Annotated in this window: 2 protein-coding genes; both read right to left on the bottom strand. The window is 73.5% G+C overall.

Features of this window, described 5'->3' with window-relative positions; genetic code table 11:
- Positions 1 to 6: 6 nt before the first annotated feature.
- Complete coding sequence (locus tag ACFYOY_RS16020) at positions 7 to 11,727, bottom strand: amino acid adenylation domain-containing protein (RefSeq protein WP_388587545.1); 11,721 nt, start codon at positions 11,725 to 11,727, stop codon at positions 7 to 9.
- Positions 11,728 to 11,881: 154 nt separating this feature from the next.
- The gene (locus tag ACFYOY_RS16015; RefSeq protein ID WP_351881686.1) at positions 11,882 to 22,888 is read right to left on the bottom strand and encodes an amino acid adenylation domain-containing protein; all 11,007 of its coding nucleotides are present in this window, start codon (positions 22,886 to 22,888) and stop codon (positions 11,882 to 11,884) included.
- Between the last annotated feature and the right edge of the window lie 182 nt (positions 22,889 to 23,070).

Raw genomic sequence — 23,070 nt, 5'->3', positions numbered from 1 at the left:
ATCGGGTCACTTGAGTTCCCGGAGCTTCTCGTTGAGTACGCGGCCGATCTCGGCGGCCGGTTCGGGGCGCATCAGGTACGGGTGGGCACATCCGATCCGCCGGTACTCGATCCGTCCGTCGACATGGGGCCGCCACCGCTCGGCGCGCGCGGCCAGGTCGGCCGCGGGCACCGACGGGTCCTCCTCGGCCACCAGCACCAGCAGGTCGCCCCGGTAGGGGGCCGGCTCATAGGCCATGAACAGCCGGCGGTTGTTGGCGAAGGCACGGGCCAGGGCGGCCACGTTGTCCTCGTCCAGGCTGGCCAGCACGGACTGCCGATCCCGCAGCATGGTCACCACCTGGCCGTGCGTCAGCCGCGCGTCCCCCAGGGCGTCCACGTCGTAGCCCTCGAAGTCCAGCAGCACCCGCAGCGCGTCCTGTTCGTCCGGCAGCCGGTCGGGCAGCGGCTGGGACCGGTCGAGCGGGTACTCGTCCAGGTTGACCAGCAGCGCCACCTCCTCGCCCTCGGCCTGCAGCAGCGCCGCCATGGCGTGGATGACCGTGCCGCCGAGCGACCAGCCGAGCAGGGCGTACGGTCCGGTGGGCTGGACCCGGCGGATCTGGGCGACATAGTCGGCCGCCATCTCCTCCAGGGTCGCGGGGAGCGCGTCCGCCTCGCCGCCCAGTCCCCGGCACTGCAGCCCGTAGACCGGGTGCTCGGCGTCCACGCTCCGCAGCAGCGCCGAGTAGCTCCAGCTCAGCCCGCCCGCGGGGTGGACACAGAACAGCGGGGTGCGGCTGCCGTGCTCGCGCAGCGGAAGCAGCACATCGAGTGAGTCCTGCTCCGCGTCGCCGCCGAGCTTCTGGGCCAGTTCGGCGACGGTGGGCGCGGTCAGCACCGTCCGCATGCCGAGCTTCACGCCGAACGCCGACCGGATCCGGTTGACCAGGCCCATCGACATGATGCTGTCGCCGCCCAGGTCGAAGAAGCTGTCGTGGATGCCCACCACGTCAAGACCCAGCGCCTCCCGGAACAGCCCGCACAGGATCTCCTCCTGCGGGGTGCGCGGTCCGCTCCACTCACGGGGGTTGTAGTCGGGTGCGGGCAGCGCCTTGCGGTCGACCTTCCCGTTGGCGTTCAGCGGCAGCTCGTCGAGCACCGTGAACGCGGCCGGGACCATGTAGTCCGGTACGGCCGCGGCCAGCCGCGCGCGCACCGCGGCGGCGTCCAGCCCAGTGCCCGCCGCCGGCACCAGATAGGCGGCCAGCCGCTTGCCCGCGCCCTCGTCCGTGCGCAGCACGACCGTGGCGCGGCCCACCTCGGGGTCCCGGGCCAGCGCGGCCTCGATCTCGCCGAGTTCCACGCGGTAGCCGCGGACCTTCACCTGCTCGTCCACCCGGCCCAGGTACTCCAGCTGCCCGTCCGCGTTCCAGCGCGCCAGGTCGCCGGTGCGGTACAGCCGGCCGCCCGGTGCGCCGAACGGATCGGCCACGAACCGGGCCGCCGTCAGAGCGGGCCGGCCCAGATAGCCGCGGGCGAGCTGGCCGCCGCCGATGTAGAGCTCGCCGACGGCGCCGCGCGGCGCGGGCCGCAGCCCCGCGTCGAGCACATACAGCCGGGTGTTGGGCGTGGGCCGGCCGATCGGCACCGCGCCGGTCGGGGTCTCCTCGCCCGGCTCCAGCCGCAGCACGGCGCAGCCGACGGTGGCCTCGGTCGGCCCGTACTCGTTCACCACGGCCACGTCCGGGTGGGCCGCTCGCCAGGGGGCCAGCGCCTCGCCCAGCAGCTGCTCACCGCCGATCACCAGCTCACGGGTCGGGGAGCACTCCGGGTCCACACCGGCCAGCAGCGGCAGATGCGACGGGGTGACCTTGCAGAACGCGGGCCGGACCCGCCCTTCCGCGCTCTGCTCCAGCTCCGCCACATGCACACAGCCGCCGGTCGTCAGCGGGCCGAACAGCGAGGTGACCGCCATGTCGAAGGAGACCGGCGAGTGCAGCAGTGCCCGCTCTCCCAGCGACGGGTACGCCTCGGCGGCGTAGTCGAGGTACTGGGCGAACGAACGGTGCTCCACCACGACGCCCTTGGGCCGCCCGGTGGACCCCGAGGTGTAGATCACATACGCGGGGCTCTGCGCATGCCACCGCTGACCTGCGGGGACGGCGGGGGAGGGCTCGTCCGACGGCTGGTCCAGCAGCCGCACCGGCGTCGCCGTCTCCGGCAGGCCGGGCGCTATGTCCGAGCGGGTCAGCACCAGCACCGGAGCCGCGTCGGTGAGGACGTGCGCCAGCCGGTCGGCCGGGTCGCCCGGGTCCACGGGCAGATAGCCGCCGCCCGCCTTGAGCACCGCGAGGGCGGCGATCACCAGGTCCGCCGAGCGCGGCAGGGCCAGCGCCACCAGCCGCTCGGGGCCCACCCCGGCCCCGATCAGCTCGGCGGCCAGCCGGTCGGCGGCCGCATCGAGCTGCGCGTAGCTGAGCCGGGTGCCGTCCGCGTCCAGCAGCGCCGGGGCGTCCGGGGTACGGGCGGCCTGGGCCTGGAAGCGCTCGGGCACCAGGGCGCCGGGTGCGGGCCGGGCCGTGGCGGTGAACTCCTCCAGCAGCATGCGGCGTTCGTCCGTGGCCAGCAGATCGACCCGGTTCACCGGCTGCCCCGGCGCGCCGATCATGGCGTCGAACGCCCGCACCAGCCGGTCGCCGATGGCCGCCACGGCGTCGCGGTCCACGACGTCCGACCGGTAGCCCAGACGCAGCCGCAGGGCGCGTCCCGGCATTGCCACCAGACTGATCGGGTAGTGGTTGGCGTCCGAGCCATAGGTGCCGATGATGCGCAAACCGTCCTCGACGGCGGGCATTCCATCGCCTTCCAGCGGATAGTTCTCGGTCACCACGATCGTGTCGAACAGCGTGTCCGGCTCGACCAGGCGCAGCACGTCCTGGAGGCCCAGGTAGTGGTGGTCCATCACCGCCGTCTGCTGGCCCCGCAGCCGCTCCAGCAGCGTCGTCCAGGTGTCGGTCGGCTTCAGCTCGGCGCGGACCGGGACGGTGTTGATGAACAGGCCGACCATGGTCTCCACACCCGGGAGGTCCGCGGGGCGGCCGGAGACGATCGCGCCGAACACCACGTCGGTCCGGCCGGTCAGCCCGGACAGCACCACGCTCCAGGCCGCCTGCACGACCGTGTTCAGGGTCACCTCGTGGCGTCGGGCCAGCGCGGTCAGATCCGTGGTGGTGCGTTCGGGGAGTTCCACCAGCAGGTCGCCGGGGACCTCGGCGGTCCGTCCGTCGCTGTCGGGCGCGATGAGCGTCGCGCCGTCCACCCCGGAGAGCACCGTGCGCCATGCTTCGCGTGCCGCCTGCTTGTCCTGCCGGCCGAGCCACGCGAGATAGTCGCGGTACGGGGTGACGTCCGGCAGCGCCGACTCGTCGCCGTCCGCCTCGTACAGCGCGAACAGCTCACGCATCAGCAGGGGGCCCGACCAGCCGTCGAGCAGCAGATGGTGATTGGTCATCAGGAACCGGGCCAGCCGGTCGCCCATGTGGATCAGGGTGAAGCGCAGCAACGGCGGCCGCTCGGGGTCGAACCGGCGCACCCGGTCCTCGTCCATCAGCGCGTCCAGCCGGGCGGCCCGCTCCGCCTCGGGCAGATGGCCGAAGTCCAACTCGGTCCAGGGCAGTTCGAGGTCGCCGACCACCACCTGTACGGGGCGGCTCAGCCCCTGCTGGCGGAAGCCCGCACGCAGATTGGCGTGGCGTCCCAGCAGGGTCCGCGCCGCGCCGCGGAGCCTGTCCGCGTCCAGGGGGCCCGCGAGGTCGATGCCGAGCTGCACGGTGTAGAGGTCGGGCTCGTCCTCGTCGAACTGGGCGTGGAAGAGCAGCCCCTCCTGCATCGGAGTGAGCGGCAGGACGTCCTCCAGCCGCTCCGCCCCCGCGGACTCGACCGCCTCGATCTCGTCCTGGGTCAGCGGGACCAGCGTCAGGTCGGAGGGGCTGTAGCCGCCCGCCTCCGGCCGCTCGGCGTGCCTGACCAGGGCGGTGAGCGCGGTCAGCCAGTTCTGGCCCAGCTCGCGGACCTCGTCCTCGCTCAGCAGCTCGCCCGCCCAGGACAGATCGACGACCAGACGAGGGCCGTCCGGCAGGTCCTGGGTCATCGCGGTGATGTCGACGGTGTGCGCGAGCGGGCGCTCGGGGTCGCTGCCGCCGTCGAGGTCGAAGCCGTCCGGGGCCGGCCCCTCGGCCGAGGTGGCCTCCGAGGTCGCCACGGCGGCGGGGAAGCGGCCCAGGTAGTTGAAGCTGATCTGGGGCTCGGTCAGCCGCGACAGCACCGGAGCGGTCTGCGGGTTGAGGTACCGCAGCAGACCGTAACCGATCCCGTTGTCCGGCAGGGCGTGCAGTTGCTCCTTGACCCGCTTGAGCACCCGGCCGGTCGCCGGACCGCCCGCGCGGTACTCGGCCCAGTCGTGCGGGCCGGGGTCGAGCCGTACCGGGAACAGGCTGGTGAACCAGCCGACGGTCCGGGACAGGTCGACGCCCTCGTCGAGCTCTTCACGGCCGTGGCCCTCCAGGTTGACCAGGAGATGGCCGGCTTGGTGGCCCCGCTGGGCGCGCCATTGGGTGACGGCGGCCGCGAACGCGCTCAGCAGGACATCGTTCATCCGGGCGTGGAACGCGGCGGGCACGGTGGTGAGCAGGGCCGAGGTCTGCTCGGTGGGCAGCGTGAGGATCAGCCGCCTGGTCGTCGCGGTGATGTCCCGCGCGGGGTCGAGCGGCCGGTCGGCGAGCGCCGGGTCGGGCTCGGCGAGGGTGTCCAGCCAGAACTTCAGCTCCTCGATCCGCTCCGGCCGCTGGGCGGCGTCGGAGAGCCGCTGCGCCCACTCCCGGAACGAGGTGCCGACGGCGTCGAGTTCAGGGGTGCCGCCGTCCGTCTGCGACCACGCCGTGGTCAGGTCCGGCAGCAGGATGCGCCAGGACACACCGTCGACCGCCAGGTGGTGGATGGTGAGCAGCAGCCTGCCGTCGACGTCCGGGCCGGCGTCGAACCAGACGGCCTGGAGCATGAGCCCCGCCTCGGGGTCGAGCCGGTCCCAGGCGCCCTTGGTCTCCTCCGCCATACGGGCCCGGGCCCGCTCCTCGTCCAGCCCGGTCAGATCGACCCGGCGCAGGCAGTCCGCCGCCCGGACCGCGCCGCGCTCGGGCACCTCCAGGCTCCAGACCACGCCACCGGTGCGGCGCAGCCGCATCCGCAGCGCGTCGTGGTGGTCGAGCACCGTCTGCAACCCGGACCGCAGGCGCTGCTCGCCGAGGTTGGCCGGGACCATCATCATTTGGGTCTGGCTGAACCGGTCGGGGCGGCCGCCCCGCTCGCGCATCCAGTGGATGATCGGCGTCAGCGGTACGTCGCCGACCCCCGCGGAGGCCGCGACGGGCTCGGCCGCGGCGGCCCCCGCGGGAGCGTCCTCGACGGCTGTGGCCTTGGCGAGGCCGGCCACCGTCTTGTGTTCGAACACATCCCGCGGCGTCAGCTTGACGCCCGCGTCACGCGCCCGGCGGACCAGCTGGATGGACATGATGCTGTCCCCGCCGGTGTCGAAGAAGCTGTCGTGGATGCCGACCCGCTCCAGCCCGAGGACCTCCGCGAACAACGAGCACAGCAGCTCTTCCCGGGGGGTGCGCGGCCCGTCGGTGGGGGCGGCGGCGCCCGCGTACTCCGGCTCGGGCAGCGTCTTGCGGTCGGTCTTGCCGTTGGGGGTCAGCGGCAGCGCGTCGAGCACCACCACCGCGGCGGGCACCATGTAGTCCGGCAGCGCGGTGGCCGCGTGGGCGCGCAGCGCGGCGCCGTCCAGCGGTGCGGCGCCCGTCTCGGGCACCACATAGGCCACCAGCCGCTGGTCCCCCGGGCGGTCCTCACGCACCATCACCTCCGCCTGCGCCACCGAGGGGCGGCTCAGCAGGACGGAGCGGATCTCGCCGGGTTCGATCCGGAAGCCGTGCAGCTTGACCTGCTCATCGGCGCGGCCGAGGAACATCAGCTGCCCGTCGCGGGTCCACTTGGCCAGGTCCCCGGTGCGGTACATCCGGCTGCCGGCCGGGCCGGCCGGATCGGCGACGAAGCGCTCGGCGCTGGTGCCGGGGCGGCCGAGGTAGCCGCGGGCGAGCCCGTCGCCCGCGATGTAGAGCTCACCGGCCATGCCGGTGGCCACCGGCCGCAGTTCGGCGTCCAGCACATGGACCCGGGTGTTCGGGATCGGCGTGCCGATGGGCGGCTCGGCCACCCCGGACAGCGGTGCGCTGATGGTGGCGCACACCGTGGTCTCGGTCGGGCCGTAGGCGTTGACCATCCGCCGCCCGGCCGACCAGCGGCCGGCCAGCTCCGGCGGGGTCGCCTCACCGGCGACCAGCAGGGTGGTGCCCGCCGGCACCTCGCCGTCGCCCATCACCCCGAGCGCGGCGGGCGGAATGGTCGCCTGGGTGACGCGCTGCTCGGCGAGGAGCCCGGCCAGCGGGGCGCCCGGGTCCAGGCGCTCGGGCGGCGCCATCACCAGGGTCGCGCCGACCGGCAGCGACTGGCACAGCTCGGCGAACGCCGCGTCGAAGCTCGGCGAGGCGAACTGCAGCACCCGGCTGCCCGGGCCCAGCCCCAGCGCCTCGGCGTAGCCGGTGGCCAGGGCGGCGACACCGGCGTGCGAGACCACCACGCCCTTGGGCCTGCCGGTGGATCCGGAGGTGTAGATGACATACGCGGGGTGCCGCACCGACACCCACACCTGCGGCGCGGTGTCCGGCGCCGCGGAGACCCGGGCGGCCGTGGCCTCGTCGTCGAGGACCAGCACCGTGGCCGAGCCGGTGGACGGCAGGGTGGCCGCGATGGCCCGGGTGGTGACGACCACACCGGGACGGGCATCGGCGAGCATGTAGGCCAGGCGCTCGGCGGGATAGGCCGGGTCCAGCGGCAGATAGGCCGCGCCGGCCTTGTGCACCGCCAGCACCGCGGCCGGCCACTCCTGCGAGCGGGGCAGCGCGAGGGCCACGAACCCCTCGGGGCCGGCGCCTTCGGCACACAGCACGTGGGCGAGCCGGTTGGCCCGGCGGTCGAGTTCGGCGTAGGACAGCTCGCTGCCCTCGAAGGCCACCGCGGGGGCGTCGGGGTGTTTGGCCACCTGCCGGGCGAACAGCTCGGGGAAGGTCGCCCGGCCGAGGTCGGGGCGGCCCGTGTCGTTGACGCGGGAGAGCATCGTCCGCTCGTCCTCGGTCAGCACGGACAGTTCCTGTACGCGCAGCCCGGGGTCGGCGGCCACCCGCTCCAGCAGCCGCTCCAGCCTGCCGAAGAGGTCCACGACCGTCCGCCGGTCGAAGAGGTCCAGCCGGAAGTCGACCAGCGCCTGCATCCCGTTCGGGCCGCCGTCGGCGGTGGTCCGCTCGTTGAAGGTGAACGCGAGGTCGAACTGGGTGGCGTTCACCGGCACCGGATACGCCTCGGCGTCGACCCCGGGCAGACCGACCGGGGCGCTGCCCGCGGCCTCGACGTTCTGCACGTTCAGCCAGATCTGGAACAGCGGGTGCCAGGCCAGCGAGCGCTCCGGGTTGAGGAGCTCGACCAGCCGCTCGAAGGGCACCTCCTGGTTGGCGTACGCGGCGAGGTCGTACTCGCGGACGCGGTCCAGCAGTTCCCGGAAGGTCGGGGCGCCGGAGGTGTCGGTGCGCAGCACCAGCGTGTTGACGAAGAAGCCGATCATCCCCTCGAGCGCCTTGTCGTTGCGCCCGGCGATCGGCGAGCCCATGGGGATGTCGGAGCCCGCGCCGAGCGCCGAAAGCAGCGAGGCCAGACCGGCCTGGAGCACCATGAAGAGGCTGGTCCCGGTCTTCCGCGCGACGACGGTCAGCGCCCGGTGCAGCTCCGGGGAGATGTCCATCTCGACCGTCTCGGCGGTGTAGTCCGCCTCCGGGGGACGCGGCCGGTCCGTCGGCAGCGCCAGCACATCGGGGATGCCCTCCAGCCGCTTGCGCCAGAAGTCGAGCTGCTGGGCGACCGGGCTCTGTGGATCGTCCTCCTCGCCCAGCACCTCGTAGTTCCACATCGTGTAGTCGGCGTACTGGGCGGGCGGCGGCTCCCAGGCCGGTGCCGCTCCCTGTGCCCTGGCCAGATAGGCGGAGGTGAGATCGCCGGCCAGCGGGCCGACCGACCAGCCGTCGCCCGCGATGTGGTGGAGGAGCAGCAGCAGGACGTGGTCCTCCGGGCCGATCCGGAACAGGGTCACCCGCAGCGGGGTCTCGGTCGCCAGGTCGAAGTCGCGCGCCGCCTGCTCCGCGATCGCCGCGTCCAGGTCCCGCTCGTCCACGGCGGTGACGACCAGGTCGGTCGCCCCCCGCTCCGGGCTCAGGATCAGCTGCCGGGCCGCCCCGTCGGTCTCGGGGAAGATCGTGCGCAGCGTCTCGTGCCGGGCCGTGACGTCGCGGACGGCCGCCCGCAGCGCCTCCTGGTCCAGCCGTCCCCTCAGCCGCAGGCCGATGCTGATGTTGTGGGCCGCGGCGCCGTGCTCGAACCGGTTGAGGAACCACAGCCGGCGCTGTGCGTAGGACAGCGGGATCCGCTCAGGCCGCTCCACCGCGCGCACCGGCGGCCGGGCCGCGTCGGCGCCGCGCAGCCGGGCCGCCAGCCGGGCCACCGTGGGGGCCTCCCACAGGACCCGCAGCGGCAGCTCCACGGCGAACGCCGCCCGGGCCCGGCTGACCAGCCGGGTGGCGTGCAGCGAATGGCCGCCCAGCTCGAAGAAGTCGTCGTGGATGCCGACCGCGTCCAGGTCCAGCGTCTCCATGAACAGCCCGCACAGGATCTCCTCCTGCGGGGTGCGCGGGGCGGCGCCGGTGGACAGCTCGCCGAAGTCGGGCGCGGGCAGCGCCTTGCGGTCGGTCTTGCCGTTGGGGGTCAGCGGCAGCGCGTCCAGCACCATGAACGCCGAGGGCATCATGTACTCCGGCAGCCGCGCGGCGACGGACCGGCGCAGCGCGGGCACCGGCACCGCCGCGCCCGGGGCCGCGACGACGTATGCCACCAGCCGCTGCTCACCCGGCCCGGCCTCGCGGGCCACGACCGCCACCTGGGCGACCTCGGGCAGTTCGGCGAGCACGGTCTCGATCTCGCCCAGCTCGATGCGGAAGCCGCGCACCTTGACCTGGTCGTCGGTGCGGCCGGCGAACTCCAGCTCCCCGTCGTCCGTCCACCGGGCCACGTCACCGGTTCGGTACATCCGGGTGCCGGGCGCGCCGAAGGGGCAGGCGACGAACCGCTCCGCGGTCAGGTCCGGACGGCCCGCGTAGCCGCGCGCCACGCCCCGCCCGGCGATGTAGAGGTCGCCGAGAACCCCGGGCGGGGCCGGTGACAGCCCGGCGTCCAGGACATAGACCTGGGTGCTCGCGATGGGCCTGCCGATGGCCGGGGGGCCGGACACCTCGGCGAGGCGGGCGGCGGTCGACCATACGGTGGTCTCGGTGGGGCCGTACAGGTTCGTCACCTCGGAGGCGAGTTCGCACAGCCGGGAGGCGAGCCCGGCGGGCAGCGCCTCACCGCCGACCAGCACCCGCAGCCCGGAGAGCGCCTCGGGGTGCTGGGACACCAGCGCCTGCCACAGGGTGGGGGTCGCCTGCATGACCGAGGCGCCGGTGCTCTTCAGCAGCGCGGCCAGCCCGGGGACGTCGATCACCTCGTCCCGGGTGGCCAGGACCACCCCGGCGCCGGACACCAGCGGGGTGTACAGCTCCAGGCCCGCGATGTCGAAGGCGATGGTGGTCACCGCGGCCAGCCGGTCCCCGGGCCGCAGGGCGAACCGGTCCCGCATGTCCTGGACGAAGTTGGTGAGGTTGTCCCGGGTGACGACGACGCCCTTGGGCCTGCCGGTGGAACCCGAGGTGTAGATGGTGTACGCGGGGTGGTCCCCCGCCACCGGGGCGAGCCCCGGGGTCTCGCCGGACAGGGCGGCCAGCCGGTCACGGACCGCCGGGTCGTCCAGCAGCACCCGCGCCGCGCCACCGGCCGCGGGCACCGAGGTCACCGAGGAGTCGGTCACCACCACCGCGGGCGCGGCGTCGGTCATGATGTATTCGACGCGCTCGGCCGGGTATTCGGGGTCCAGCGGGATGTACGCACCGCCGGTCTTCCCCACCGCGAGCAGGGTGGCCACCAGGTCCGCCCCGCGCGGCAGCGCCACCGCCACCCGCGTCTCGGGGCCGACGCCGAGCCCGGACAGCAGCCGGGCCAGCCGGTTGGCGCGGGCGTCCAGTTCACCGTAGGACACCTCGGCCCCGTCCGCGACCAGGGCCACCGCCGCCGGGTCGGCGGCCACCGCGGCCTCGAACAGCTCGGGCACCGAGGTGTCCGGGGCCCCGGCGTCGGGCTCGTTCCAGCCGTCCAGGACCGTGCGCAGCAGCTCGGGCGCGAGCACTTCGGTGCGGCCCACCGGGAGGGACGGGTCCGCCTCGATCCGCTCCAGCATGCGGCAGAAGCCGTCCAGCAGGGCCCGCGCCCGCTCGGCCGGGTACAGATCGGGCCGGTAGCCCAGGCGCAGCCGCAGGGTGGGGCCGGGGGTCGGGAACAGGGTGAGCGCGTAGTGGGTGGCGTCCTGGCCGGTGATGTCGGTGATCCGCGGCCCGTCGACGGGCTCGGTGATGCCGTCGGAGTCCAGCGGGTAGTTCTCGAAGACGACCAGCGTGTCGAAGAGTTCACCGGTGACCGGCGTGAACTCCTGCACGGCGGACAGCGGCAGGTGGTGGTGGTCCAGCAGCGCGGCCTGCTGTCGCTGGACCGCCGTCAGCAGCTCGGTCCAGGGGGCGCCGTGGTCCACCCGCACCCGGACCGGCAGGGTGTTGATGAACAGCCCCACCATGGACTCCACCCCGGGGATGTCCGCCGGGCGCCCGGAGACGGTGGCGCCGAACACCACGTCGCCGCGGCCGGTCAGCCGGCCGATCAGGACGCCCCAGGCGCTCTGCACCAGCGTGTTCAGGGTGACACCGGCGGAGCGGGCGAGCTCGCCGAGCCGGGCGGTGAGGTCCGCGGGCACCTCGGCGACCAGGTCCTCGGGCAGCACCTCGGCGCCGGGGCCCGCGTCGGGCACCAGGAGCGTGGCCGAGTCCACCCCCGCCAGCGCCTCCTGCCACGCCCGCTTCGCCGCGGCCTTGTCCTGCCGGGCCAGCCAGGCGAGATAGGTGCGGTAGGGGGTGACCGGCGGCAGGGTGGTGTCCTCGCCGCCCGCGCGGTAGTGCTGGAACAGCTCCTGCATCACCAGCGGGGCGGACCAGCCGTCCAGCAGGATGTGGTGGGCGGTGAGCACCAGCCAGAAGGCGTCGGCCGCGACCTTGATCATGGTGACCCGCAGCAGCGGCGGCCGCTCCATGTCGAAGCGCCGCTTGCGGTCCCCGGCGGCGAACTCCCGGACCTTCGCCCGCTGCTCCTCCTCGGAGACATCACTGAAGTCCAGCTCGGTCACCGGGAGTTCGAGGTCCCGGAGGATCACCTGCATCGGGTCGCCGGTCGCGCGACGCCGGAATCCCGCGCGCAGGCTCGCATGCCGCCGTATCAGGGTGGCCGCCGCGCGGCGCACCGCCGGGGCGTCCACCGGGCCCTGGATCCTCACCGCCAGCTGCACCGTGTAGACGTCGAGCGCGTCCGCGTCCTCGGAGTACTGCGCGTGGAAGAGCAGCCCTTCCTGGAGCGGCGACAAAGGCAGAAGGTCCTCGATACGTGTCTGCTTCACTGCACAGGCTCCCTGGGCGTCTTCGTAATGCGATGTGTGACGAGTGCGCAGTCGGATCGGCGGGGCCCTTCTCGCCCGTCGGCGAGGCCCGCCGATCCGACCGTAATGGCGCTGCGGCCCGGCGAAAGCCGCACATAAACAACTCCGAAGTGGGCTACTGCCAGTTGTCCAGTTCGCTCGCGAGCTGGTCCAACTCGTCCTGGCTGACCTCGATCAGATCCATGTCGGACGGGGTGTGGCGGACGCCCTGCGGGGTGTCCGCATGGCGGGCCAGCGCCTCCAGTGCCCGGATCCACGCCTCCGCGAGGTCTCGCACCACGGCCTCCTCCAGCAGCGCCGAGGGCCACTGCCAGAGCACCGACAGCTCGGGTCCTTCCGGGCGGTCCTGGGTGGACGCGGTGACCTCCAGCGCGTGGGCGACCGGCATGTCCGGATCCTCGCCGCCGACAGCGCCCGCTTCGGGGGCGAGCGCCCAGTCGGCGGCCTCGGACGTGCCCGAGGAGTTGAACCGCCCCAGGTAGTTGAACCCGATCTGCGGCTCGGCCAGACCGCGCAGCGAGGGCGCGGTGTCCGGGTTGAGATGGCGCAGCAGGCCGTAGCCGACGCCGTTGTCGGGCACCTGGCGCAGCTGCTCCTTGATCCGGGCGAGGACGTCGCCGACGGTCGCCCCGCCGGTCCACACCTCGCCCCAGTCGATCCGCCCGGGGTCCAGGAACAGCGGGTACATGCTGGTGAGCCAGCCGACCGTACGGGACAGTTCGGTGTGCTCGGCGATCTCCTCGCGGCCGTGGCCCTCCAGGGCTACCAGCAGCCCGCCCGTGGCCCCGCCGAAGTGCCGGCGGCGCCAGTCGGCCACCGCCAGGGTCAGCCCGGTGAGCAGCACGTCGTTGACCGAGGCGCGGAACAGCTCGGGCAGCCGGGTGAGCAGGGTCCGGGTGGTGTCCGCGGACAGCGCCATGGTGATCGCGCGCTGCGTGCGGATGAGGTCCCGGGACGGGTCGATGGTCAGCTCGGCCAGTGGCTCCGGGGCCTGGGCGAGGCGGCCGCGCCAGACCGGGAGTTCGGCGATCCGCTCCGGCGTCACGGCTTCCTCGGCCAGCGTCCGCGACCAGCGGCGCAAGGACGTGCCCACCGGGTCGAGTGCGGGGGTGCGCCCGTCCCGTACCGCCTCCCAGGCCCGTGCCAGGTCCGGCAGCAGGATCCGCCAGGAGACGCCGTCGACGACGAGGTGGTGCAGCGAGAACCACAGCCTGCCGCGCTCACCGGGCCCGGCGTCGAACCACACGAACTGGGCCATCGTGCCGTCCTCGGGGGCGAGCCGGCCGACCGCCGCGTCGCTGTGCTCGGCGAGGCGGGCGCTCCGCGCCGCGTCGTCCAGGCCGGTGAGGTCGACCCGCCGGATCAGGTCCGCGGCGCGGACCGCGCCGCGGGCCGCCACCTCCAGCGACCACTCCCCTTCGGTCCGGTTCAGCCGTGCCCGCAGGGCGTCGTGGTGGTCCAGCAGCGTCTGCACGGCGGTGACCAGCCGGTCCAGGTCCAGCTCTGCGGGCGTCTGCAGCAGCATCGACTGGTGGAACCGGTCGATGGGCCCGTTCCGCTCGCTGAGCCAGTGCAGGATCGGGATCGCGGGGATCTCCCCGATACCGGCGTCCGGATCCTCCGCCTCGGCCTCGGGGACGGTGCCCGCGGCGGCCGCGAGGGCCGCGACCGTCTGGTGACGGAAGACGTCCTTCGGGGTGAAGACCAGACCCGCGGCACGCGCCCTGGCCACCAGCTGGATCGAGACGATGCTGTCGCCGCCCAGGTAGAAGAAGCTGTCGTCGACGCCGACTTCCTCGACCCCGAGCCCCAGCACCTCCGCGACCAGCCGGCGCAGGGTCTCCTCACGGGCGCCGCTCGGCGCACGGGAGGGGCCGCCCTGCTCCGGTGCGGGCAGCGCCTTGCGGTCGATCTTTCCGCTGGTGGTCAGCGGAAGCGTCGCGAGCGTCACGAACGCCGCCGGAACCATGTAGTCGGGCAGCCGTCGGGCCAGCCCGGCCCGCAGTGCGTCGATGTCGAGGTCGCCCGCCCCGGCGGTGGGCACCACATAGGCCGTCAGCAGCCGCACCCCCGGGCGGTCCTCGCGCACGATCGTGGTGGCGCGGTGCACATCGGGGTGGTCCGAGACGGCCGCGGTGATCTCGCCCAGCTCGATCCGCAGCCCGCGCAGCTTCACCTGGTCGTCGCTGCGCCCGACGAACTCCAGTTCGCCGTCGGCGCGCCGGCGCACCAGGTCGCCGGAGCGGTACATCCGCGATCCGGGCGGCCCGAACGGGTCGGCCACATAGCGCTCGGCGGTCAGCCCGGGGCGGTTGAGATAGCCGCGGGCCAGCGAGACGCCCGCGATGTGCAACTCGCCCACGCAGCCGAGCGGTACCGGGCGGAGCCGCTCGTCCAGCACATGCAGCCGCGAGTCGGCGACGGGCGCGCCGAGCGCCGGTACGGCGTCGTCGGTCAGCAGCCCGCTCATCGCCGCCACACAGGTGGTCTCGGTCGGGCCGTACACATTGTGCATCCGCACCGTGTCCCGCCACCGGCCGATCAGCTCCGGTCCGAAGGACTCACCGCCGACGACGATCTCCATGCCCTCGGGCAGCCCGCCCTCGGGCAGCGCGGCCAGGGAGGCGGGGGTGATGAAGGCGTGGGTGACGCCGTACTCGGCGCACAGGTCGAGATACGCCTGGCCGGACGTGGGCCGCTCGGCGGGGACCACCACCAGCGCGCCGCCCACCAGCAGGCTCATGGCCAGCTCCAGGAACGCCGCGTCGAAACTGGCCGAGGCCAGCTGCGGCACCCGGGCGCCCGGGCCGACACCCGCCCGTTCCACCAGCGTCGCGCACAGGTGCGCCACTCCGGCGTGGGTCACGGTCACGCCCTTGGGCCTGCCGGTCGATCCGGAGGTGTAGATGACGTAGGCGGGGTGCTGGGGCGACAGGGCGCCAGGGGGCACGGACACGCCGGCCGCGTCAGCGGGCCGCGTCGCGTCCAGCGTGTCGAACAGCGCCGTGGGCACGGTGGTCCGCGGCAGCCGTCCGGCGACGGCGCCGGAGGTCAGCAGCAGGGCGGGATCGGCGTCGTCGAGCATGTACCCGATGCGGTCGCCCGGCAGCTCCGGGTTGATCGGCAGATAGGCCGCCCCCGCCCGCACCACCGCGAGCAGCGAGACGATCAGCTCCGGCGACCGCGGCAGTGCCACCGCCACCAGCTTCTCCGGTCCCGCTCCCCGCGCGGCCAGCGACCGGGCGATCCGCTCGACCCTCGCGTCGAGGTCGGCGAAGGTCCAGGTCCCTTCCTCGGTCAGCAGGGCCGGTGCGTCCGGGGTGCGGGCAGCCCACCCGGCGAACAGCTCCGCCATGGTGGCGGCGGGCACCTCGCGGACCGCGGCGTCGTTCCACTCCTCGACGATCCGGTGGCGCTCCCCGGGCAGCAGCACATCCAGCCGGTCCACCGGGGCGGACGGATCGGCGACGGCGGCGGCCAGCAGCCGCGCCAGCCGGTCCACCAGCATCCGCACCGTCTCCCGTTCGAACAGGTCGGTGCTGTAGGTGAGCGCCCCCTCGATGCCCGCGGGCGCGCCGTCGTCCGTATGGGTCTCCGCCAGGGTGAAGGACAGGTCGAACTTGGCCACGTCATGGCCGATCGGCTGCGGCGCCGCGACCACCCCGGGCAGGTCGACCCTGCCCTCGGCGGTGTTCTGGAACGCCAGCATCACCTGGAACAGCGGATGCCGGGACGCCGAGCGCTCGGGGTTGATCAGCTCGACCAGCCGCTCGAACGGCAGGTCCTGGTGGGCGTAGGCGGCCAGGTCGGTCTCCCGCACCCGCTCCAGCAGCTGGGCGAAGGTCGGGTCGCCGGAGACATCGGTGCGCAGCACCAGCGTGTTGACGAAGAAGCCGACCAGGTCGTCCAGGGCGTCGTCAGTGCGGCCCGCGATCGCCGTGCCGAGCGGGATGTCGGTGCCCGCGCCGAGCCTGCTGAGCAGCGCGGCCAGACCGGCCTGTACGGCCATGAAGAGGCTGGCCCGGTGCTCCATGGCCAGCTCGCGCAGGCCGCTGTGCACCTCGGCGTCGAAGCGGAAGGTGACCATATCGCCGCGATAGCTGATGGCCGGCGGACGGCGGTGGTCGGCGGGCAGCGCCAGCTCCTCCGGCGCCCCTTCCAGGGCCGACCGCCAGAACGCGGCCTGCCGGGAGATGGTGCTGTCCGGGTCGTCCTCGCTGCCCAGCACCTCGTGCTGCCACAGCGTGTAGTCGGCGTACTGCACGGGCAGCGGGGTGAACTCCGGGGCGTGGCCCGCGCTGCGGGCCGCGTAGGCGGCGGACAGATCGCGGCCCAGCGGGGCCATGGACCAGCCGTCGCCCGCGATGTGATGGACCACCAGCGCCAGCACATGCTCGGTCCGGCCGAGCGCGAACAGCCGCGCCCGTACCGGGATCTCGGTGGCGATGTCGAACGCGTACCCGGCGGCCTCGGCGAGCGCCGCCTCCAGACCGGCCTCGGTGACCTCGGCCACCGGCAGTTCGGGCACCACGTCCAGCACCACCTGGCGGGGGCGGCCGGCCACCTCCGGGAAGACGGTGCGCAGGCTCTCGTGGCGGGCGACCACATCGGCCAGCGCCGCGCGCAGCGCCTCCCGGTCCAGCTCACCCGTCAGCCGCAGGGCCATCGGCAGGTTGTAGGTGGCGCTGGGCCCCTCGAACCGGCCCAGGAACCACAGCCTGCGCTGGGCGAAGGACAGCGGCACCTCCTCGGGCCGCTCCCGCGCGGTCACCGCGCGCCGCGCCCCGCCCGCGTCGCCGATCAGCCCGGCAAGTCCGGCGGGCGTCGGCGACTCGAACAGGTCGCGCACGCTGAGCTCGGCGCCCAGGGTGGTACGGATGCGGCTGGTCAGCCGGGTGGCGAGCAGCGAATGGCCGCCGAGGTCGAAGAAGTTGTCGTCCACCCCGGCCTCGGGCACCCCGAGCACCTCGGCGAACAGCCCGCACAGCGCGGCCTCCTGCGGTGTGGTCGGCTCCCGCCGCTCGGCGTCCTCCCGTACCGGCGCGGGCAGCGCCCGGCGGTCCAGCTTGCCGTTGGGGGTCAGCGGCAGGGCGTCCAGGGCGACGAACGCGCTGGGCACCATGTACTCGGGCAGGGTGGTGGCCAGGTGCTTGCGCAGTTCGGCCGGGGCCGGGGCGGTCCGGTCGGCCAACGGAACCAGATAGCCGACCAGTTGGGGTGCCCCGGGCCGGTCCTGCCGAGCCAGGACGGCCACCGAGGCGAGGTCCGGGTGGGCGGCGAGCGCCGTCTCGATCTCGCCGAGCTCGATCCGGAAGCCGCGCACCTTGACCTGGTGGTCGGCCCGCCCCACGAACTGCAGCTGTCCGTCCCTGCCCCAGCGCACCAGGTCACCGGTGCGGTAGAGCCGGGACCCGGCCGGGCCGAACGGGTCGGCGACGAAGCGCTCCGCGGTGCGGCCCGGCCGCCGCAGGTAGCCGCGGGCCAGCCCGGCGCCGGCCAGGTACAGCTCTCCGACGACCCCCGGGGGCACCGGGCCGAGCGCGTCGTCCAGGACGTAGACCCGGTCGTTCCACACCGGGCGGCCGATGGGCGCCGCGGCGGGCCAGTCCGCCGGGTCGGCGGGCAGGGTGGTGCCGGTGACCACATGGCTCTCGGTGGGGCCGTAGTGGTTGTGCAGCCGCAGCCACGGGCGTTCGGCGCAGAAGGCGCGCAGCCGCGGGGTGAGCGCCAGCGCCTCGCCCGCCTGGGCGATCACCCGCAGCTCGCCGAGGGCGACGCCGCTCTCGAGGGCGGCCTCCGCGACGGCGTCCACCACCAGGTTGGGGGCGTACAGCTCGTTGATCCGGTGCTCCGCCAGCCACCGGGTGAGGGCGGCGGCGTCGCGGCGCACCGCGTCGTCCGGGACCACCAGCGTCTTGCCGGTGAGCAGGGTGGTCAGGATCTCCTGGGCGGAGACGTCGAAGCTGATCGCGGTGAACTGCGCCACCCGCGTCCCGGCGCCGCCGCCGATCTCGCCGTGGTGCCAGGCGACCAGGTTGGCCATGGCGCCCGCGGGCATCACGACGCCCTTGGGGCGGCCGGTGGAGCCGGAGGTGTAGATGACGTAGACCGGGGCGGCCGGGTGGAGCGGACGGATGCGATCCGCGTCGGTGGGGTCGGTGTCGGCCTGCCCGGCCAGGAGGGCGGCGGTCTCCGGTGTGTCGAGGGCGAGGACCGGGGCCCGGTGACCGCCCGGCAGCACCCCGGCCCGGGTCAGCACCACCGAGGGCGCCGCGTCGGCCAGCATGAAGGAGACGCGCTCGGCCGGGTACTCCGGGTCGATGGGCAGATAGGCCGCTCCGGTCTTGAGCACCGCGCAGACCGCCACCAGCAGCTCCGCCGAGCGCGGCAGCGCGATGCCGACCGTGTTCTCCGGTCCGATACCCCGTGAGATGAGCACATGTGCCAGCCGGTTCGCCGCCGCGTTCAGCTCGGCGTACGACATCCGCGTGTCGCCGTGCAGCACGGCCGGGGCGTCCGGCAGCGCGTGCGCCTGCCGCTCGAGCAGTTCCGGGAGGAAGGCCCCGTCGAACGGGTGCGCGGTGTCGTTGTAGGTGGTCAGCTGGCGGTGCCGCTCGATCGGGTCGAGCAGGTCCAGGGCGCCGATCGGCCGCTTCGGGTCCTCGGCCGCCCCGGCCAGCACCCGGATCAGACGGTCGGCGAGCCCCTGGACCGTCTCCCGGTCGAACAGATCGGTGCTGTACTCGATCCACCCGGCCAGACCGTCCGGTGCGCCGTCGGGTGTGCGCCGCTCGATCATCCCGACGAACAGGTCGAACTTGGCCATGTCGCCGAGGTGGTCGTACGGGTCCACCCGCAGGCCCGGCAGCACGAGTTCGGCCGGGCGGTTGTTCTGCACGGTGAACATCACCTGGAACAGCGGATGGCGCGCGAGGGAGCGCTCGGGGTTGAGCTGCTCGACCAGGCGCTCGAACGGCACGTCCTGGTTGGCGTACGCGGCCAGGTCGGTCTCCCGCACCCGCTGGACCAGCTCGCGGAAGGTGGGGTTGCCGGAGGTGTCCGTGCGCAGCACCAGCGTGTTGAGGAAGAACCCGACCAGTTCGTCGAGGACATCGTCGGTACGACCGGCGATCGGCGTGCCCACGGGAATGTCGGTGCCCGCGCCGGACCGCGACAACAGCACCGAAAGACCGGCCTGGACCACCATGAACAGGCTGGCCTGGGAGGTACGGGCGATGGTGAGCAGCCGCTTGTGCAGCTCCTCGGGGAGGTGGAACGTCACGGTGTCGCCCGCGTAGCTCGCCACCGCGGGGCGCGGCCGGTCCACCGGGAGGTTGAGCTCGTCGGGGATCCCGGCCAGGGCATCCGACCAGTAGGCGAACTGCTGGGCTATCGCGCTGTTCTCGTCCGCCTCCTCGCCCAGTACGCGCTGCTGCCACAGCGTGTAGTCCATGTACTGCACGGGCAGCGGCTCCCACGACGGCGCGGCCTCCTTCAGCCTGGCCGCGTAGGCGAGCGAGAGGTCGTGGCCGAAGACGCCCAGCGACCAGCCGTCCCCGACGATGTGGTGCATCACCACGAGCAGGACGTACGTACGGTCGCCGGTGCGGAAGACGCGCACCCGCAGCGGGAGTTCGTCGGCCAGCCGGAACCCGGCGGACGCCTCCTCCTTCAGCGCCTCGTCCAGCCGCTCAGGTGCCGCGCTCAGATCCACCAGGGACAGGTCGAGCTCGGCCTCCGCGGGATCCAGCACCCGCTGATACGGGTCGCCGTCCACGTCCGGGAACACCGTCCGCAGGCTCTCGTGCCTGGCCAGGACATCCTGGAAGGCATGGCGCAGCGCGTCCAGGTCCAGTTCACCGGTCAGCCGCACGGTGAGCGGGACGTTGTAGATCGGCTTGGCGCCGTCGAACCGGTCCAGGAACCACAGCCGGCGCTGGGCGAAGGACAGCGGTACCCGCTCGGGACGCGGCCCCGCCTCCAGCGCGGGCCGGCCGTCCACGGCCTGGTGCAGCCGGCGGGCGATCCCGGCAGGCGTGGCCGTCTCGAACACGGCGCGCAGCGACAGCTCCTCGCCGAAGACCGCGCGGGTCCTGGTGACCAGCCGGGTGGCCAGCAGCGAGTGGCCGCCGAGGTCGAAGAAGTCGTCGTCCACCCCCACCTCGGCCACGCCGAGCAGCTCCGCGAAGAGCGCGCACAGGATCTCCTCCTGCGGGGTGCGCGGCCCGCGCCCGGCCGGCCCGGCCGCGCCGGGCTCGGGCAGCGCCTTGCGGTCCAGTTTGCCGTTGGGGGTCAGCGGCAGGGCGTCCAGGGCGACGAACGCGCCGGGCACCATGTACTCGGGCAGCGCGGCGGCCACGTGTTCGCGCAGCACGGTGGGGGCGGGCACCTCTCCACCGCTCACCGGCACCAGATAGGCGACGAGCCGCTTGTCGCCCGGGGTCGGCTCACGCACCACGACCACCGCACGGTCGATCCGCTCGTGCGCGGCCAGGACCGACTCGATCTCCCCCAGCTCGATCCGGAATCCGCGGATCTTGACCTGGTCGTCGGCCCGGCCGGCGAACTCCAGCACGGGACGCTCGCCCTCGGTGTTCCAGCGCACCAGGTCACCGGTGCGGTACATCCGCATCCCGCCGCCCGGATACGGATCGGCGACGAAGCGCTCGGCGGTCACACCGGGCCGGTTCAGATAGCCGCGCGCCAGGCAGGGGCCGGAGACGTACAGCTCCCCGGTGACACCCGGCGGCACCGGCCGCAGCGCACCGTCGAGCACCCGCAGCCGCGCGGTGCCGAGGGCGGTGCCCATGGGCGGCGCCACCGCGCCGGAGAGCGGCTCGCTGAGGGTGACGCAGACGGTGCTCTCGGTCGGCCCATAGGCGTTGATCATCGTCCGGCCGCCGGACCACGCCTCGACCAGCTCCGGCGCGGACGCCTCACCGCCGACCACCAGCAGGCGTATCGACGGCAGATCGCCCTCGGTGAGCACGGCCAGCGCGGCGGGCGGGATGAGCGCGTGCGTCACCTGGTGCTCGGCGACCAGGTCGACCAGCGCCCGGCCGGGCCGCAGCCGTTCGGCAGGGGCGAGCACCAGCGCGGCGCCGGTGAGCAGGGCGGTGTAGGTCTCCCAGACGGCGGCGTCGAAGCTGGGTGAGGAGAACTGCAGCACTCGGCTGCCGGGCCCCACGTCGAACCGCTCGACGTTGGTGGCGACCAGACCGGCGAGACCGGAGTGCGTCACCATGACGCCCTTCGGACGGCCGGTGGATCCGGAGGTGTAGATGACGTAGGCGGGGTTGGCGGACGTCGTCGGCCCCCGCCGCTCGCCCGGCTCGATATCGGTGTCCGGCCTGGCGTCGGTCTCACGGACGGTGGCCGGGTCGTCGAGCAGCACCCGCGGCGCGGCGCAGCCGTCCGGAATCACCTCCGCCGACGCGGAGGTGGCCAGGACCAGCGCCGGGTCGGAGTCGGTGAGCAGATAGGCGATCCGGTCGGCCGGATAGGAGATGTCCACCGGCAGGTAGGCCGCGCCCGCCTTGAGCACCGCCAGCATGGCGACGACCAGCTCGGGAGAGCGCCGCAGGGCGAGCGCGACGACCCGCTCCGGCCCGGCGCCCCGCTCGATGAGGGTGCGGGCCAGGCGGTTGGCGCGGCGGTCCAGATCGGCGTAGGAGACGGTGGTGTCCTCGTGGACCAGGGCGACGGCGTCCGGATGCCGCCGTACCTGTTCGGCGAAGAGCGCGGGGATGGCGTCACCGCCCGGCAGCGGCTGTGCGGGCATGCCCAGGGCGAGCATGCGGCTCGCCTCGGCGTCGCTCAGCAGGGGCAGTCGGCCGATCAGCTGCTCGGGGTCGGCCGCGAAGGCCGCGAAGAGGCCGCGGAAGCGCTCGCCGAGCACCTCGATGTCCTCGCGGGTGAAGATCTCCTGCCGGTAGCCGAAGTGCAGCCGCAGCCCGTCGCCCGGCAGCGCCGCGATGCTCAGCGGGTAGTGGTTGGCGTCGGTGCCCTTGGCGCCGGTCAGCGTGAGGTCACCGGGCAGTTCGGGCAGGTCGTCCCCGCCCATGGGGTAGTTCTCGGTGACGGTGAGCGTGTCGAACAGGGTGCCGTGCCCGGCGGCCCGCTGGATGTCCGGGAGGCTGAGGTGGTGGTGTTCCACCATTCCGGCCGCCTGCCGCTGCACCCCGGTCAGCAGGGACAGCAGGCTCTCCTGCGGGCGCATCCGCACCCGGACGGGCACCGAGTTGATGAACAGGCCGACCATCTGGTCCGCGCCGGCCAGCTCGGCGGGGCGCACCGATACGGTCGAGCCGAACACCACGTCGTCACGGCCGGTCAACTGCCCCAGCAGAAGCGCCCAGCAGCCCTGGAACACCGCGCTCAGCGTGAGGTCGTTGCGCCGGGCGGTCTCCCGCACCCGGGCGGCCAGCTCATCGGGCATGGCGATGACCTGCTCGGCCGGCGCGATCCGCGCCCCGGTGTCGCCCGGCGCGATCAGCGTGGGCTCCTCCACCTCGGCGAGCACGGTGCGCCAGGCGTTTTCCGCCGCCGCCCGGTCCTGCCGTTCCAGCCAGCTCAAGGCTTCGCGGTACGGCGTCACCGGCGGCAGGCCCGAGCCGTCGCCGCGACGGTGGTAGATCTCGAAGAGCTCGAACATGAGCTGGGCGGTGGACCACCCGTCGAGCAGGATGTGATGCGAGTTGAACATCAGCCGGCTGGTGCGCGGGCCCAGCTTGATCAGCGTGAAGCGCAGCAACGGCCCGGCCCCCAGGTCGAACCGGTGCGCCGCCTCTTCGGCGGCGAGCCGCTCCAGCTCCCGCTCCTGGGCCGGCTCGTCGAGCCCGGTGAGGTCGAACTCCCGCCAGGGCACCGGGACGTCCCGCGGAATCACCTGCACCGGCCGGCTCAGCTTCTCGTACCGGAAACTGGCCCGCAGATTGGGGTGCCGGCGCAGCAAAGTGGCCACCGAGTCGCGCATGGCCCCGGCGTCCAGGGGGCCGTCGAGGTCGATCAGGATCTGGGCGACGTAGACATCGAGTTTCTGCTCCCCGTACAGGGTCTGAAACAGCAGACCTTCCTGCAGTGGCCACAGCGGAAGGACGTCGTCGATGGCTGCTCGCGTCATTATGGAAATCTCCACTCGTCATTCCGGGGTCGCCGACAAAGGGCTCGGTCGCCTGCCACCAGCCTGGATCGCCGAGTTTCATCTCCGGCCGGTCCACCCGGCAACGGCGCTGCAAAAACTTCGTTTTGCGCGCCGCGTAGGGCGGAAGCAGCCCACTTCGAAGAATTCGCACTGCCGCTGAC

This window comes from Streptomyces sp. NPDC007875 (assembly GCF_042868035.1).
GTDB lineage: Bacteria > Actinomycetota > Actinomycetes > Streptomycetales > Streptomycetaceae > Streptomyces > Streptomyces antimycoticus.
The sequence above is the reverse complement of the archived record's forward strand: the minus strand, read 5'-3'. Positions and strand labels throughout refer to the sequence as shown.